We start from the raw sequence: 15988 nt of genomic DNA on the forward strand, positions 1-15988 counted from the left end.
CCCTCACGTGCGATCAATACCGAACCCGAACGCCTGGTCGCGCGTCGAATAGACGTGCCGGTAGCTTGCCCAGCAGCGCTCGATTGAAAAGCGTGTTGCCATTCGCGTGCGCGCCAGCTTGCCGAGCTGTTCGCGTCCCTCGCGGTCGAGCGAAAGCAGGCTAACGATACCAGCGGCGAGCGCGTCCGGATCGCCGCTCGGAACCAGACGGCCGGTTTCTCCCATCAATGCCGCGGTATCGCCTACATCGGTCGCCACGCAGGGGACACCGCATGCCATCGCTTCGCCAACCACCGTCGGCAGTCCCTCGCTTCGTGACGATAGACAGAAGACGTCCAAAGCGGACATCAGCAGGTGCACGTCATTGCTTGCGCCCGTAAGTCGACAAACGTCCCTGATGCCCGCGCGGTCGATCATCGCCGTGAGTTCCCGATTGCTCTCGTCAAGGCCCCGGCCAATCATGACGAAGCGGCAGTCCGGCTCCATTGCAGACACCCTCGCTACGGCGTTGATGAAAGTGCCATAGTCCTTGGCAGGGTCGTAGCGGCCGACTATGCCGACAATCTTCGTCGCAGGGTCCAGTCCGAGCGCCTTGCGCAACGGATCGCTGTCGCGCCGGCGCGGCTTGAACAAGTCGAGATCGAAGCCGTTGAAAATCACCTGCATTCGCGTACTGCAATAGCCGCCTCGGACGTGCGAGATGCGCGCCGCGTCAGCGCAGCAGATGATCACGTCGGGCAGGCGCGTTGACAGCCACGCACAGAACTTCGCGACGATTGCCAGCTTCGTGCCCGAACGCAGCGATGGGAACTCGGTCTGATGCACACCCCAGGCGAGCCTCAAGGTACCGCCTCGTCGTTCGCCCCGTCCCGCGACGATCCGGGCGATGCGCGCGGCGATTCCGCCAAACAGATCCGCGTGATACATCCAGGTTTGCACAACGTCAGGACGCAGTTCGATCAGCCAGCGCACGAGGCGAAACAGCATGAGCGGATTGGGCAAACTCCGCGACATGCCGAGTATCCGCACTTCGACACCGAGCGATCGTATGCGCTCGCTCATCGTGTCGAGTGACGACATGGAGATCACCGTGTGCTGGACACCATCGCGCTGCGACGCCTGGATCAGCCGATAGAGCATCATTTCGGCCCCGCCTACCCGCAGCCCGGAGATGACATGGACGATTCTCATGGCGATGTCCCCTCCGGCGGTGTTGCCACCAAGCCTGCGACCGGCACCGGCACCGTCGCCGGGACCGGCGACGCGGCGCCCAACTCCTGATAGATCGACAGCAACTTGGCGAGCACGATGTTCTCGTCGAACTCGGTTTGCACCTTCGCTCTCGCGGCAAGGCCCAGCTTGGCGCCGAGCGCGCGATCGTCGTCGAGCATGCGGATCGCGTCGGCGAGCGCTTTGGGGTCTCGCGCCGGAATGAGGATGCCATCGTCGCCGTTGCGGCTCACCACTTCGCGGCAGCCGGGCGCATCGGTCGTGATCAGCGGTAGCGCGCAGGCTGCGCCCTCGATCAGCGTCGTCGGCAAACCTTCCCGATAGTAGCTCGGCAACACGACCACATCGACCTCCGAAAGCAAGGCGGGCATATCACTGACGTGCCCCAGCCAGGTAAGCAGGTTGTCGCGGTCCCATTCCTCGATCTTGCTGCGCTGAATCGCGGCTGGATTGCCCTCGTCGGGAGAGCCCGCCAGCAGGAAAATCACCGAACGGCCTTCGCTCTTCAGTATCCGAGACGCTTCGACGAATTCGCCGATACCCTTTTCCCAGATCAGCCTCGCCGCCAGCACGATGCGCAACGGCGCACCTTTTTTCGTCTCGGCCGGCTCGCGCGGCCGGTAGCGTGTCAGGTTCACCCCCGCGCCTCTCACGAGCCGCACCGCCCGGTCCGCAGCGATGCGAGACCGCTTGAAGAGCGCGACGTCCGACGAATTCTGCAGAACGACGGCGGAGCGTTCCCCATTGAAGGCGAAGCGCATGAGATTGCTCACCACGGGACGCAGCATGCGGGCGCGCAGTTCATCGCTCGTGAACACGTAACCGAGGCCATCGATGCCGTTGACGCGAATCGGCACGCCGGCCAGCCGCGCCGCGAGCGAGCTATAGACTGCGCCCTTGATCGTAAAGCCGTGGACGAGCAGCGGACGCTCGCGTCTGAAAACGCGTGCGAGCCATAGAATGAGGCCGACCTCGCGCCATGGGTTGAGGCTGCGCCGTTCCATCGGAATCGCCTCCCAGGTAAAACCGAGAGCTCGAAGCTTCGGCCCATAACTGCCGTCGGGCGATAGCAGGATCACCTCGAACCCGCGCTCTCGTAGGGTTTGTGCGAGCGACAAGCGGAAGTTGAAGAGATACCAGTCCGTGTTCGCGAGAAGAATGACTTTATTCGTCGGCACTATCGTCCTCCGGAAAAACTGATTAACCCAGGCGCAACTGGGCGAACAGGCGATCCCAGATCGTCAGAATATGGGCAACGGAATAGCGATCCCGGATCGAGCGCGCGCCCCTGACGCCGAGCTCTTCGCGCAGCGCCTGGTCCGACAGCATGCGCCGCAGTCCGGCGGCGAGCGCTGTTGCATCGCCCGGTGGGATCAGCAGACCGTCCTGCCCGTCGCGCATCAACTCGCGCGGCCCGCTCGGGCAGTCGAACGAGACCGCCGGCACACCGAGCGCCATGCTCTCCATCAACGCCACCGGCATCCCTTCAAAGCGGGACGACAGTATGAAAGCGTCCGCGGCGGCCATCTCATCCCATGCAGCCTGCGTGCTGCCCGGCAGAAATACCCGCCTGGACAGATTGAGCTCTGCAATCCTGCGGGTGAGCATCGGCCGCTCAGGGCCTTCGCCCCAGATCCACAGATCCCAATCCTCGAAATCGTGCGCGACCTTCGCAAAGGTTTCGATCAGCAGCTCGTAGTGCTTCTGGGGGTTCAGACGACCCACTGAAATAAGGCGCTTTCTGCCTTCCACGCGCTGCGGCCTCGTCATGCTGAAAAGCTCGTCCGGAATCGGATTCGGCATCACGGCAATGTGAGGCGTGTCTCCCGAGCGCATCTTCTCGAACGGCGTTGCCATCGATTGGGAAAGGAACGTGAGCGCGGTGGCCCGCGGGTAGGTGAGCCGGCAAAGCAGCTTCCACAGAAACGGGCGGCCATCGGCCACCGGATCGTTGTGCTCGCAGGCGATCACCGGAATGCGCAGGCCCCGTGAAGCCAGGATCACGTTGATGTTCACGTTGGTCAAAAACGACACGATGACGTCGGGCTGCTCTTCCACGAATAGCTTGCGCAACTCCGCCAGTCTCGCGATGTAGTTGACCCGTCGCAGCGGGCTATGCCTGACGCGGTCGGCCAGATAGATCATCCGCACCTTCTCGTCGATGGGAAAAAAACATCCACCGTGTTTGCTGTAGGTCGGCACGAGCGTAACGGTGTCGTTGCGTTGGGCCCACGCGGCCGACAGCACCGCGGCAACCCGTTCGGCGCCGCCCGGTCCTCCCATTGAATTGACGACAAGAACAATCTTCACGTTTCGTTGTCTCCCCGGAACGGCCAAAGGCTCAGCGTGTTTCGCGGTTGAAAACTGCACACCAACTGGCCCGAATTGGCGGGCCAGCACGAAGTCGCGCGCCACTATTACGGCGAACGGCAGTAACGAGATGTTTGTGCACGAGCACGACACCGGCTAAAGAAAGCAACGTCGCGAATAGCCGGTTCTCCGTCGTGAAGTCGAACTGATACGCGTCGACGATGTCAGTTCATGCGGTCAGTGTGCTGGCTCGTCGCATAGATGTGGCTGCCGTAGCGCCCCGGATGCAGGTACTTCACGCTGCGTACCGAGAAGCCGTTAAGCATCACGCCGTGTATCCGGGTGCCGACCTGGGCAAAGCGCCTTGCCGTTTCCTCGATTTCCGCAAGACGGGTTTCCGAGAACCGTGCCACCAGAAAGACCGATCCTGCGTGCGGCGCGACAATGCCGGCGTCCGAGACGGCGAGCGCCGGCGCCGAATCGAGCAGTACGATGTCGTATCGCGCCGACGCATTACTCATCAAGCTGTCGAAAGCGACGCTATTGAGCAATTCGGCCGGATTGGCGGGATAGTCACCACACGGCAAGATGTCGAGATTCGGTAAAACCTCTCGTGTTGCAAGCTCGACAGTCAGTGACGGGTCCGCGAGAACTTCCGCGAGTCCCAGGCCGGACGGAAGTCCAAAACTGCGATGCAGGGCGCCCCTGCGCAAGTCACAGTCGACGAGCAGCACGCGTTTTCCGGTCATCGCCAGGATCACCGCAAGGTTCGCGGCGACGAACGACTTTCCGACCTGTGGCATCGGACCCGCCACCATGACGATGTTGTTGCGCGCACTCGCCAACATGTATTGCAGGGCCGAGCGGAACGAACGCAGGCTTTCCGCGGCCGGATCGGACGGGTGCCGGCAGGCGAGAATCAGGTCGCGCGCGTCGGTAGCGTTCGCTTTGGTCTGAAGCTCGTCCTGCTTTGCGCTATGAGGCACCATTCCGTACACCATCAGACCGGTGCGAGCTTCGACTTGTTCAGGCTCGGTCACCCCAGCGAAAAGCAGCTCGCGGACAAACGAAATCGCGACACCCGCAAGTAGTCCGAGTAACAACGACGCGGCGAGCACGAGTGACCGCACGGGCCGCACCGGATGTTCGGGTACGATTGCGGGATCGATGATCTGCGCGAAACCCGCTTTGCTCGCCTGAATGAGCCGAAGTTGCTCGACATTGTTCCGCGCCGCCGTGTAAAGGTCGGTCGTCATTCTCACGTCGCGCATCAGGGCGAGCGCGTCTTGTTGCTCCGTCGGCATGGCATTGACGCGCGCTCTCCCGGCTTCAAGATACTGCTTCGTCATCGCGATCTGCGCATCGAGCGACGCTACGGCCGGATACGACGGCGCGTATCGCGCTGCCAGATCGGCACGGGTGCGCTGCAGCGTGAGCAGCTGTGCCTCAGCATCGGAGACTCTCTGCAGATTTAGCCGCCCTTCTTCAGTCGCATCGACGAGACCGAGCGAATTGCGATATGCGGTGTAGCGGTGCTCGGCCGCCACCATTTGCGCTTGCATAGCGGGTAACTGACTCTCCAGGAACCTCAGCGAATTTGCTGCGATGGTCGCATTGCGATCGTTATTTTCACGCACGTATTGCGCGCCGAGCGCGTTCAACGTCTGGCTAAGCATCTCCGGATCGCTACCCCGCATGGAGACGCTCACGACGTTCGACTTCTCGCCTTGCTCAGTGATCTGCAGATGCTTCTGCATATCGTCAATCACGTCCTGGCGCGACAAGCGCTTCAGATTGAACCGGATACCGGGCCCCGCCACGATCGTGTCGATGCGCAACGTCACATCGCCTTTGGTGGTCGCGATCGTTTCGGTCCGACCGACGCTGCCGACGAAGGGCCTGTCAAGCTCACTACCGCTCAGCTCGTATCGATCCTCGGACAGCGCCGTCAATGTCAGCTGGCGGTCTTCCAGCTCGCGTGGAACTTTGAATGCACCAACCTTGATCTGTTCCTTGCCCCACGCGTAGCCGCCAATGGCGCCAAAGACCGACTTCGAGAGATCACTTGCATGACTCGCGAGCCACGCTCCGATGACAGGAAAGCGACGCGGGCCTGAAACAACGTCGAGCTCGAGCTCATCGACCACATGTGCGACGGTCTGGCGCGACTGGATTACCTGCATCTCTCCCGTCGTCTTCGACCTTGCATCGAACGCAGGCGAAACCAACGACATCAGTTCCGGACGCGAGGAGGGCTGCGCTTCAGGCAACTGATCGATCTTGACGAGAATGTTCGACTGGTAGACCGGCGACGTGAGCGCGACGACGCCACCCACAACGAGGCAGACCACCGTTGTGACTGCAATCGTCAGCCGGCGCCGCGAAATCACATCGAGTATTTGCGAAAGATTGCCGTGGCTGGACCGCGCCGACGACGGCATCGATATCTGCTTTTCGTTCATGGAGATCCCCAGGACAAACAGAACCCGTAAGTCACATGCTTCGCGAAGAAAGGCTCCGTCCGTTGTGAAGCATCAGATCAGTCGCGCAGCAGGCCTACAGTAGCCAAAATCATTTCGGTAGAACGTACCAGCGGGCCGGCCCCGTTTGTGTATGGAAACGAACATTGATGGGTACCTTTTTCCCGTACCTTCTGTACCCGTCGGTAGCAAATGCCGAATTAATAAAAAGGCTGCTCGCCACACAAATGGCTTTAATCGTCGTGGAATTCGCGTTTTGTGTGTGAGAGACAGTTATCAGGTCAACACCATCGAGGCGAGAGAGATGCCGAACTTAATATTTGGCCTATTAGCATGCTTTCTGATTACTTTTATCGTTGTCAAAAGCGCTCGGCTCGGTGGCGGCATTGGACTCGACAATCAACTCGATGGCGTACAAAAGATGCACGCTACGGCCGTGCCCCGTGTAGGTGGCATCGCGGTCGCGCTCGCGGTGGCGCTAACACTCGCGCTCGGTGCATTACTCGGCAGTAATCCGCGCATGGAGGTTTTCAAATTGCTTCTGTGCGCGTTGCCAGTTTTCCTCGGCGGGATCATCGAGGACTTCACCAAGCAGGTGAGTCCAGCGGCGAGGTTGCTATGTGCAATCGTTTCTGCGGCGATCGGTGATTTTGCGCTAGGGGCCGTCGTCGATCGTGTGGATCTTCCGCTGATAGATTCCCTTCTTGTCTATTCGCCGATCGCGCTGGGCCTCACTTTGCTCATGGTGTCCGGCTTGACCAACGCGTTCAATCTGATCGACGGCTTCAACGGATTGGCCGGCGGAGTGGCAGTTCTGATGCTGGCCTCGATTGGTTTCGTCGCACATCAGGTGGACGACTGGCTGATTCTCAGCGTGTCCCTGACGATGATCGGCGCCATCGTGGGCTTCCTCGTGTGGAACTACCCATCCGCGGCGATTTTCCTCGGCGACGGGGGTGCGTACTTCATCGGCTTTACGATTGCCGAACTCGTCGTCCTCCTTATAGCGCGCCATCCGAATGTCTCTGCCTGGTACGCTGTCGTCGTGACGATCTATCCGATCTTCGAAACCGTCTTCACGATCTACCGGCGGCGCATTGTGCGCGGCTGCGCGGCAGGCGAGCCTGACGGCATCCATTTGCACACGTTGATCTTCAGGCGGATGGTGCGCCGCGCAGCTCATCCCGAGACGACACGCCAGCGCACGAGGCGCAACGCGAGGACGTCGCCATACCTTTGGACGATCAGCCTCATCAGTATCGTGCCGGCGACGTTCCTTTGGAATAACGAAGTGGCGCTCTTTGCGACCGCGATGACTTTCATGGCGGTCTACGTTTGGCTGTATGTATCGATCGTCAAATTCAGGGCACCGCGCTGGCTCGTGATTTACATGCCCCGCGATTCGTTGCCCGCTCCGAGCGAAACACCGGCTAACCACACCGCTGAGCAGCCATCCCAGGCGGAATGAATTCGCATATCAGCTGGACAGAGCGGACCAATCTTCCATCAAAAAAATTCTCATTGCAGTCGGCTATGCACTCCTCGTCGTGCAAGGACGAACGTGCGAATGACCCAGGCATTCTTATGTAGGCAATCGTACCCGGAGCGATTATGGCGCGTATGGATTCACGCAGTGCAAACGTCAGCGCAGTAGTGGTTGGCGGCGAATTGAACGGCCTTGGCGTCGTCAGGTCGCTCGCTCGGCAAGGAATTCGAACCTTGACTGTCGATATGGAAAGCAGGGCTGCCTTTTGGTCTCGTCACACGCAGGGCCGGCTAATCAGAAATCTCGAAGGAAGAGAATTCATCGACGACATGATCGAAATCGGCAGGGGAATGAGCGAGCCGCCGGTTCTGATATTGACGGCCGAACCAGCGGTTCATGCTGTCTCCGAAAACATCGACGAAATATCGAAGTGGTTCCGCATTCGGATTCCGACCGACGAGAAGATAAAGCTCCTGAGCAGTAAGGCGAGTTTCCACGTGTTCGCACAAGTAAATGATTTTGAGGTTCCGCGTACTGTCGTTCTTGAAAGTGGCTCCGATATGGCACTGCTGGGTATGCTGCAGTTCCCATGCGTGATGAAACCCGATGACAAGCGAAGTGCGTTAACCGGAAAAAAAGAACGCGCGCTTCGTATCGAAACGCTAAAAGAGGCCCGCGAGCAAGCAGCCGTCATGCTTGAGACTCCTGGAGGAATCGTGGTGCAGGAGTGGATAGAAGGGGCGGATAGCAACATCTATTTCACGCTCTTTTATCGTGGTGCGGATGGACGGCCAATCGCAACCTTCACCGGACGCAAGCTCTCCTGCTATCCCCGCAACGTAGGTAGCACAGCGGTATGTGTTGCGGCGCCCGACGCGCACAAAGTACTCGAGCCCATCACGTTGGCTTTCGCGGAATGCGCGAGCATGGACGGCATGGGCAGCATGGAATACAAGTGGGACGATCATCGCCGGAAGTTCGTGATGATCGAACCCACCGTTGGAAGAACGGACTGGCAGGAAGAAATCGCTACCTTGTGTGGGACGAATATCCCAGTCGCGGCCTATCAGCACGAGCTAGGACTACCTGTGACGACGGCCACGGCAAACCGTGTGAGCGTCGCGTGGCGGGCGTCAATCGCCGACAAGCCGCCACCTCAACTGCTGACGGGCATCACGGAGATCGTGGACGGCTATTTTCGCATCGAGGACCCGTTTCCCGCTTTAAGACAGTACTGCATGGGAAATCCGTTGCGCCGACTGCGGCAGATGATGCAGAGAGATGTGCTCACAAATCGACCCGAAAATCTGTTAAGTGGGAGGAACTAATGGCAACGACCGATACCGCAATCATTGGTGCAGGACCTTATGGCTTGTCTCTCGCGGCTCACCTGGATGCGGCGGGCGTGCCTCATCAGGTTTTAGGCACGCCTATGGAAGGCTGGCGAAACTTCGCGCCACCGGGCATGCTGATGCGCTCTGACGGCTGGTCCACGAGTCTCTATGCACCGCAGCGCGGTTATGCGCTTCAGGACTATTGTGCGCTGAGGGGCATTCGCTACCAGCCGATCGGCATGCGCCTGACACGCGAAACGTTTATTGATTATGGACTGTGGTTTCAACAACAGCTCGTCGACGATTTAAGGCAGGTCGATGTTGTCGATATGCGCCGCGTGGACGGGATGTTCCATCTGTCGCTGAGTGACGGCACTTCCGTCGTCGCGCGCCGCGTGGTGCTGGCGCTGGGGCTCAAGGGTTTCGAAAAGACGCCTCCGGTTCTGCAAGGGCTGCCACGAGAATTCGTCTCCCATTCCTGCGAGTACGGAAATCTCGAATGGGTGCGAGGAAAGGATATCGTTATCGTGGGTGGCGGACAGTCGGCACTCGGCCTCGCCGCGCTCATGAACGAAAACGGTGGTCGTATCCGCGTGCTCGCGCGTGAACCTGTCGTGACGTGGAACAACAAACCGCAGAACAACCGGAGCCTTGTATCGAGGCTGATCAGGCCGGATGGGCGAATCGGCCCGGGTTGGCGCGCCCATATCATCGCGGAATGGCCGTTCGTGTTTCGCGCATTTGGCGCACAGCGCCGAAAGCAGGTCGTAAATTCCACGTGGGGCCCGTCTGGCGCCTGGTGGCTGCGCGATCGCGTCGTCGACCAGGTCGACGTGTCGGTCGGCAGCCAGATACGTCACGCGACCGTTGATAAAAATCGCATCGTCTTGCAGGTCTCCACGAAAGACCAGCAATCGCAGTTAGAGGCCGACCACGTCATTGCGGCGACCGGGTTCAAAACCGACCTCAGTCGACATGCATTTCTTTCAAGGGAAATCGTCCAGTCGATGTCCCTTGAAGACGGTGTGCCGGAGCTTACGCGCCATTTCGAGACCGGTGTTCCCGGTCTCTATGTGATTGGACCCGCATCCGCATACAGCTTTGGTCCTGTGATGCGATTCATCTATGGAGCGAAATACGCAGCGCCGCAGGTTGCACGGCATATCCTGAAGCGTTATCGGCACGATAGCCCCGCGCCGCGAACGACGCCCGCCGCAGCAACCACGGAAGCAGTTGCGAATCAGGCTGATCATTAAGCGCCATCCATGCGGATCGTGTCGAGTTCAGGCTCATCGATACACCAACTGTCTACTCAGTGAGTGTGCCCAATGATGATTCCCCAGCGAAACAGCGCCGTGAAAGAAATCATGGCTCGCTGCTTGTCCTTTTCCGGTATGACGTGGCTAACGCGAACTTTGCTATGGCGTGACAGAGTCGCGATCCTGCTGTATCACGATCCGGACCCTGCAACGCTCGATGTGCATCTGACCCATTTGCGGAAGATCTGCGATGTGATCCCTCTCGCGGCTCTCAATGAGCCCAGCAAAGGGCGGCCTCGCGCAGTCGTTACTTTTGACGATGGCCACGCAGGCAATGCTGATCTTCTGCCGGTTTTCATCAAACATAAGGTTCGCCCGACCATTTTCCTATGCAGTCGAATCGTCGCGCGCCGGCGCAGGCATTGGTGGTTGCATCCGTCAGCGGAACAGGCCGGTATCGAACGGCTGAAGCGACTAGGCAATTCACGTCGGCTGGCCGAACTCGAGGTGAGAGGATTTGCGCAGGACGGCGAAGACAAGCCGTCGGGCCTCACCCATGAGCAGATCCAAACGATGAAGCCTTATGTGGACTTTCAGGCGCACACGCGGTTTCATCCGATCTTGACGCGCTGCGAGGCATCCGAATGTGAGGAGGAAATCGCGGGTTCACGACACGAGGTTGGCGCTTTACTGAATAGCGAGTGCACTCACTTCGCGTATCCGAACGGCAACTACGGCGCGCGGGAGATCGAATACGTGAAGGCGGCGGGATTCAAGACCGCGCGCACCTGCGACGTTGGCTGGAACGATAGCCAAACCGATCCTTACCGTTTGCGCACGATCATCATTACCGACGACGCCTCGCCCACCTGGTTCGCCGCCCAATTGACAGGCATTCCGGTTTTTCTGCGCTACTTGCGAGGTGGCTCGTGGGATGGACGCTTTCCGCAGTTCTAGTTGGCGAAGGCCGGATGTCCGTCCGGCTGTAACCCTGTTGCGCTATTAAACGAACGCTGGAGTCAATTTTCATGAGGTTCGCTTACTGGGCCTGCGGCCTGTTGCTCAGCGGGCTCATTGCCGCGCTGTCATTGCGGCTACTCGCGGATCGCGGCGATGCGGCAGCCAGGGTGCCGCCAGCCAGCGGTCTGCCGGGTACGCCCCCGGCTGAGCGCACTATCGTCGCACCAGCCCTCGTTGACCCAGTGAATCCCGTTGACTTTGGCGCCAAGTGCGATGGCGTGTCGGACGATTCGTCAGCATTTCAGGCCGCGCTGGATGCCGGCGACGTACGGGTGCCGGCTGGGACCTGCGTGATCGACCACACGGTCAAAATCACGGTCAGCCATCGGCACATGGAATGTGCGAAAGGCACGACGCTCAGGCAGACCAAGCCGGTATTCAGCATGTTTTCCGTCGTCGCACCGGAGGGGAAAACGCTGACCGGCGACAGCATCGCCAATTGCGTATTCGAAGGAACCAATTCCACTGCTCCACGCTTTATTCTCGACGACGATGCGCTGCACTACAACATTCCCGTCGAGACGCGGGACAGGGTCAGCGACTTCATGCTTGTCGGCAACACCTTCAGGCGATTTTTTGGCCAGGCGATGTTTCAGACCTACGGGGAAGTGGACGGCGGCAGCGGCGACGTGATTGCATACAACCGTTTCGAGAGCTGCGGATACTACGGCGCCGTATTCGTCGCGCATCGACACGGGTACATTGGACATAATGTTCTGATAGATTGCGCGGTAGGTGTCGAGAATGACAATGCGCTGCAACTGGGCGGCGATAACGTGATCGAATACAACGACGTCAGGGCAATTCACGGCTATGGAGCGCCCGATATGGGCGCTTCGGTGCTGCTGACAGGTGGCACCGCCGGCGACGCAGACTACTCGACCAACATCGTGCGTTACAACACCGTAATGGGGGTAAGCGAAAAGGCGTACTATTCGTTCGCAACACGGCCAGGTATCATATGGCAAAAGGCGAGCGGCGGCGCCGCACAGTATCGGCAAAACACCTGCGTGAGAGGATGCAAAGTCGTTCAGTAAGCGCAACTGTGCTGCATTGACCGGAGGTGCGCGGCCGGGAGTTGGGAATCCCGACTGATGGATCGGTTTTCCAATCGAGCCAACTGAGGTCGCGTTACTTAAGTGAGGGTTCAAGATGACGACTCTTATACGAATAATCGGTACGATCGCGTTTCTATTCGTGGTCTACCTTGCTCTCAGAGCCGTCGCGGACGTCCTGTTTTCGAATACGTCGAAGAATGGCCGGCTCCGCCAGCGGCGCTTGCGCTCCTTGAGCAGCGCCGATCGAGCGGGAAATATTGAAAGTCAGCAGAAAGCGGCGGATCACAACGGCCGCGGCTAGCGAGCCGCAGATGCGCTGCACCTACCTCGCGGTCCGACAACGGATCTTTACGATCCCTCGCCAGCATTAGTCCGTCTCGATCCCCAACGCGGTAATCAATCGTTCGCGCCGCGATAGCGCCTGCAAAGACCGCTTCCCCAGATGCGTCGCGACCAGATTGAGCAGGCCTTCGCAAAAGATCAGATACGCGCCCATGCTATTGCTGAAGAAACTGCTGTCATGCGGAATCAGAAACGCGTGGCGCGCGGGCGGCACCAGTGGAGACGCGAGCGTATCCGTGATCGCGATGACCGTCATACCCGCCTCGGCCGCTGCCTTCGCAGCTTCAGCGACGCTGCGCGTATAAGGCGAGACGCTCGTGACGACCACCACATCGCCCGGTTGCAACTGCGCGAGTCCTTCAGCCACGCCGAGCCCTTGTGCATCGAGCAACGCGACGTCGGTACGGATCATCCCGAGCCCATAGCAAAGAAAGCTGGCGAGGGCGCTGAACTGCCGCAAGCCGTGCACGCGCACGCGCGGCGCCCCCGCCAATAGCGCGGCCGCGCCACGCAGATCGTCAGCCGATAGCCGCGCGAGAAACGTCTCCACATTGACGATCGATTCGTGCGCGAGTTGCACGACGACCTCGACTTCGGGCGACGTTCCGCTATTGACGGGCGTGTGCGCACGCTGCTTTTTCCCTGCAACGAGCCGCTCCGCCTGATTCGTATAGAAATGCCGGTGACGCTCCGCCAGCGAATCGCGAAACACGCTCTGAAAATCCGCGAACCCTGTATAGCCGAGCTTCGTGCTGAGCCGCGTCAGCGTCGACGCATTGACGTCGAGTGCCGTCGCCAGATCGGTGATGGTCCGCACGGCCACTTCCTCCGGCCGTTCGAGCAGCCACGCCAGCACGGCGTGCGCCTTACCGCCGAGCGACAGGCCCGCCTCGTCGCGACCGATGCGCACCACCAGTTCGCGCAGCGCATCGACGCTGCGCGGCGCGCCAGCGACGGCTTCAGGCGCGCTCGCCTCGTCCTTGTTCGCCGGCTTGCGGCGCTTCGTGCGTAGGTTTGTGTCCATTGATCAATCGATATCGCGGCGGCGTCCCTGGTTGTTCATAAACGTCCCATTCTATGTGAGACGCCCTGATCACGATATCAGCGGTTGCGAGCGTGTTTTCGTCGTCGGGATCGGCGGGATCGGTGCGGTAGATCGGCAGCGATTCGTCGTGCGTGTCGGCGAGGATCGCGAGCGGCTCAGGCGCATGCCCCGCTTCGCTTGCGTCCCGCAGCATCCGGTCGCCGCGCGCCTGCCGACTACGCGATGAATCGGTCACGACCTGAGCGAGGCCGTGCATCGGCGGATGAATCGCGTGATTCGCATGCAATGACGGCTGCGTGATCTCCTGCACGGAACAACCGTGCGCGCTGTACTCGACGCTCAGCAACGGCGCGCTCGCCTGATGCGCAAGCGTCAGATGGAAGCCGCCCGCGCGGGGGTTGTCGCGCACCACGGCAACGGCCGCATCGAGATCGCGCGCATCCAGCAACGCGCGCGTGAGCACCATGCGCGGCACGCCCGCCTCGGTCTCGCGCACCCGCAGGTTGTTCACGGTGACGGCAAGACCCGCGTCCGTCACGGCGAACGTATGGCCCGGCAGCGAGCCCGGATACACGAACGCCGCAAAGCCCGGACTGCCGTCGATCCGACACGCGGCAATCGCGCAATGCCCCGCGAAGCCGGGGTCGCCGTCTTCGTTGTGACTGATGCGCTTGCCATCAACCGATGGCAATTGCACCGTCGTGCAACCGTCGGGCGACGCAGCCCACAGGTCGCCGCGGCAGTTCCACAGGAACACATCGTCGAAGGGCAGTCCGAGGCCGTTGGCAAGCCCCTGCAATTCCGCCCAGATTCGCGGAAAGCGCTGCCGCGTATGTGCGGAAAGCGCGGCCGCGAGCGGCGTGCCACGCCATTGCATGACGTCGCGCCAGGCGGCCGATTGCACCAGGTGGCGATGCACGGCCAACGCGCCGAAGCGGCCTAGCGCCTCGCCCGCGTCGAACGGCGAGCCGGAGATTTCGATGAATCCAATTACAGACATGAGTTCGAGATCATTCGACGTGTTGAAGGAAATCGCGCAGGCGCTGATTCGGCGGATTGTCGAGCAACTGCGCGGGCGGCCCGTCGACCGTGATGTGGCCGTGCTCCATGAAGATCAGACGCGTGCCGACCTTGCGCGCGAACGTCATTTCGTGCGTCACGACGACCATCGTCATGCCCTCTTCCGCCAGCGACTGCATCACCCGCAGCACTTCCTGCCGCAGTTCGGGATCGAGCGCCGAAGTCGGCTCGTCGAACAGCATCAGCTTCGGCTTGACGGCCAGCGCACGCGCAATCGCGACGCGTTGCTGCTGACCGCCCGACAACTCGCTTGCATAGTGCCCGACGCGGCCCGCCAGGCCGACTTTCGTGAGCAGCTCGTGCGCGAGCGTTTCCGCGTCGGACTTGCTCATGCCGCGCACCTGACGCGGACCGAACGCGACGTTTTCGAGCGCCGTCAGTTGCGGGAATAGGTTGAACTGCTGAAACACCATGCCCGCTTCGCGGCGAATCTCGCGCACCTTCTTCGAGCCGCCGTGCACGCTGATGCCATCGACGATCAGATCGCCGCCGTCGATATGCTCCAGCGCATTGATACAACGCAGCAGCGTCGATTTGCCCGAACCCGACGGACCGATCAGCACCACGACTTCGCCCGCGCGAATGTTCAGATCGACGCCGTCCAGCACGGTGGTCTGCCCGAAGCGCTTCGTGACCTGCTTGAACTGCACCATATCGAGCGCGCTCATAGTATCCGCATCCTCTTTTCCATCGTGCGCAGACAGAACGTCAGCACACCGATCATGCACAGATAGATTGCGGCCACGGCCGTCCAGATTTCAACGGCCCGAAAATTCGCCGCCATGATTTCCTGACCCTGACGCGTGAGTTCACCGACGCCGATCACGATGAACAGCGACGTATCCTTCAGGCTCACGATGAACTGGTTGCCAAGCGCAGGCGTCATGCGGCGAATCGCAACGGGCCCGACGACGAACCCTAGCACGCGCCACATCGGCATGCCCAGCGCGAGTCCCGCTTCCTTCAATCCGCGCGGCACCGACAGGAACGAGCCGCGCACGATCTCGGCGATATACGCGCCCGAATTGACGATGATCGACACGATCGCGGCCGTCAACGCATCGACGCGCACGTTAAGCAGCACGGGCAGAGCGAAGTAGATGAACATCACCTGCACGACGATCGGCGTGCCGCGCACGAACTCGACGTACGCGAACGCGATCTTCTGCATGAAGGCGTTCCCGTACGCCCGCATCAAGCCGAACAGAAAGCCGACCGCCAGGCCTCCCGCAAGGCCCGCGATGGTGATGAGCACCGTCAGCTTCGCGCCCTGCAATAGTGCCGGTAACGCATCGACGACGACTGACAGATCGAACTGCATGACTTGCCTCCCGCAGCCGTTGC

13 protein-coding genes are annotated in these 15988 nt (G+C 60.5%); 5 read left to right on the plus strand and 8 right to left on the minus strand.

What is annotated here, in order from left to right; genetic code table 11:
- Positions 1-3: 3 nt before the first annotated feature.
- From AB3X94_RS04165 to AB3X94_RS04180, 4 genes are all read right to left on the minus strand, one after another.
- Positions 4-1191 (minus strand): glycosyltransferase, encoded by a 1188-nt coding sequence (locus AB3X94_RS04165; RefSeq protein ID WP_246391961.1) that lies wholly within the window; start codon positions 1189-1191, stop codon positions 4-6.
- The gene (locus AB3X94_RS04170; RefSeq protein ID WP_176106942.1) at positions 1188-2408 is read right to left on the minus strand and encodes a glycosyltransferase family 4 protein; all 1221 of its coding nucleotides are present in this window, start codon (positions 2406-2408) and stop codon (positions 1188-1190) included. Before AB3X94_RS04170 ends, AB3X94_RS04165 begins: the two co-directional genes overlap by 4 nt.
- 22 nt (positions 2409-2430) lie before the next feature.
- Complete coding sequence (locus AB3X94_RS04175) at positions 2431-3645, minus strand: glycosyltransferase family 4 protein (protein ID WP_368610846.1); 1215 nt, start codon at positions 3643-3645, stop codon at positions 2431-2433.
- 119 nt (positions 3646-3764) lie between these two features.
- Positions 3765-6002, minus strand: coding sequence for a polysaccharide biosynthesis tyrosine autokinase (locus tag AB3X94_RS04180; RefSeq protein ID WP_368610847.1), 2238 nt, complete (start codon positions 6000-6002; stop codon positions 3765-3767).
- Between the two features lie 151 nt (positions 6003-6153).
- Here AB3X94_RS04180 and AB3X94_RS04185 point away from each other — a divergent pair, with 151 nt between their 5' ends.
- From AB3X94_RS04185 to AB3X94_RS04205, 5 genes are all read left to right on the plus strand, one after another.
- Positions 6154-7488 (plus strand): glycosyltransferase, encoded by a 1335-nt coding sequence (locus AB3X94_RS04185; protein ID WP_246391963.1) that lies wholly within the window; start codon positions 6154-6156, stop codon positions 7486-7488.
- A 143-nt stretch (positions 7489-7631) separates the two neighbouring features.
- On the plus strand, positions 7632-8834 hold the full coding sequence (locus tag AB3X94_RS04190; RefSeq protein WP_176106945.1) for a carboxylate--amine ligase: 1203 nt from the start codon (positions 7632-7634) through the stop codon (positions 8832-8834).
- Positions 8834-10096, plus strand: coding sequence for an FAD-dependent oxidoreductase (locus AB3X94_RS04195; protein WP_368610848.1), 1263 nt, complete (start codon positions 8834-8836; stop codon positions 10094-10096). The genes AB3X94_RS04190 and AB3X94_RS04195 overlap by 1 nt, the downstream gene beginning before the upstream one ends.
- Positions 10097-10171: 75 nt before the next feature.
- The gene (locus AB3X94_RS04200; protein ID WP_368611020.1) at positions 10172-11056 is read left to right on the plus strand and encodes a polysaccharide deacetylase family protein; all 885 of its coding nucleotides are present in this window, start codon (positions 10172-10174) and stop codon (positions 11054-11056) included.
- A gap of 71 nt (positions 11057-11127) precedes the next feature.
- Positions 11128-12156 carry a hypothetical protein gene (locus AB3X94_RS04205; RefSeq protein ID WP_368610849.1) on the plus strand — a complete coding sequence of 343 codons (1029 nt, stop codon included), beginning with the start codon at positions 11128-11130 and terminating at the stop codon, positions 12154-12156.
- A gap of 388 nt (positions 12157-12544) precedes the next feature.
- On the opposite strand, the gene AB3X94_RS04210 is transcribed toward AB3X94_RS04205, so the two are convergent.
- The 4 genes from AB3X94_RS04210 to glnP are packed head-to-tail and all read right to left on the minus strand — an operon-like array spanning position 12545 to position 15965.
- The gene (locus AB3X94_RS04210) at positions 12545-13543 is read right to left on the minus strand and encodes a MurR/RpiR family transcriptional regulator (protein WP_176106948.1); all 999 of its coding nucleotides are present in this window, start codon (positions 13541-13543) and stop codon (positions 12545-12547) included.
- A complete protein-coding gene (locus AB3X94_RS04215) occupies positions 13479-14564 on the minus strand; it encodes a C45 family autoproteolytic acyltransferase/hydolase (RefSeq protein WP_368610850.1) in 1086 nt (361 codons plus the stop codon). The genes AB3X94_RS04210 and AB3X94_RS04215 overlap by 65 nt, the downstream gene beginning before the upstream one ends.
- A gap of 10 nt (positions 14565-14574) precedes the next feature.
- Positions 14575-15312 carry a glutamine ABC transporter ATP-binding protein GlnQ gene (gene glnQ / locus AB3X94_RS04220; RefSeq protein ID WP_018438275.1) on the minus strand — a complete coding sequence of 246 codons (738 nt, stop codon included), beginning with the start codon at positions 15310-15312 and terminating at the stop codon, positions 14575-14577.
- Positions 15309-15965 carry a glutamine ABC transporter permease GlnP gene (glnP, locus tag AB3X94_RS04225; RefSeq protein WP_018438276.1) on the minus strand — a complete coding sequence of 219 codons (657 nt, stop codon included), beginning with the start codon at positions 15963-15965 and terminating at the stop codon, positions 15309-15311. Before glnP ends, glnQ begins: the two co-directional genes overlap by 4 nt.
- Positions 15966-15988 lie beyond the last annotated feature (23 nt).

Origin of the sequence: Paraburkholderia sp. BR10923 (assembly GCF_040948765.1) — a bacterium.
Taxonomy (GTDB): Bacteria; Pseudomonadota; Gammaproteobacteria; order Burkholderiales; family Burkholderiaceae; genus Paraburkholderia; species Paraburkholderia youngii.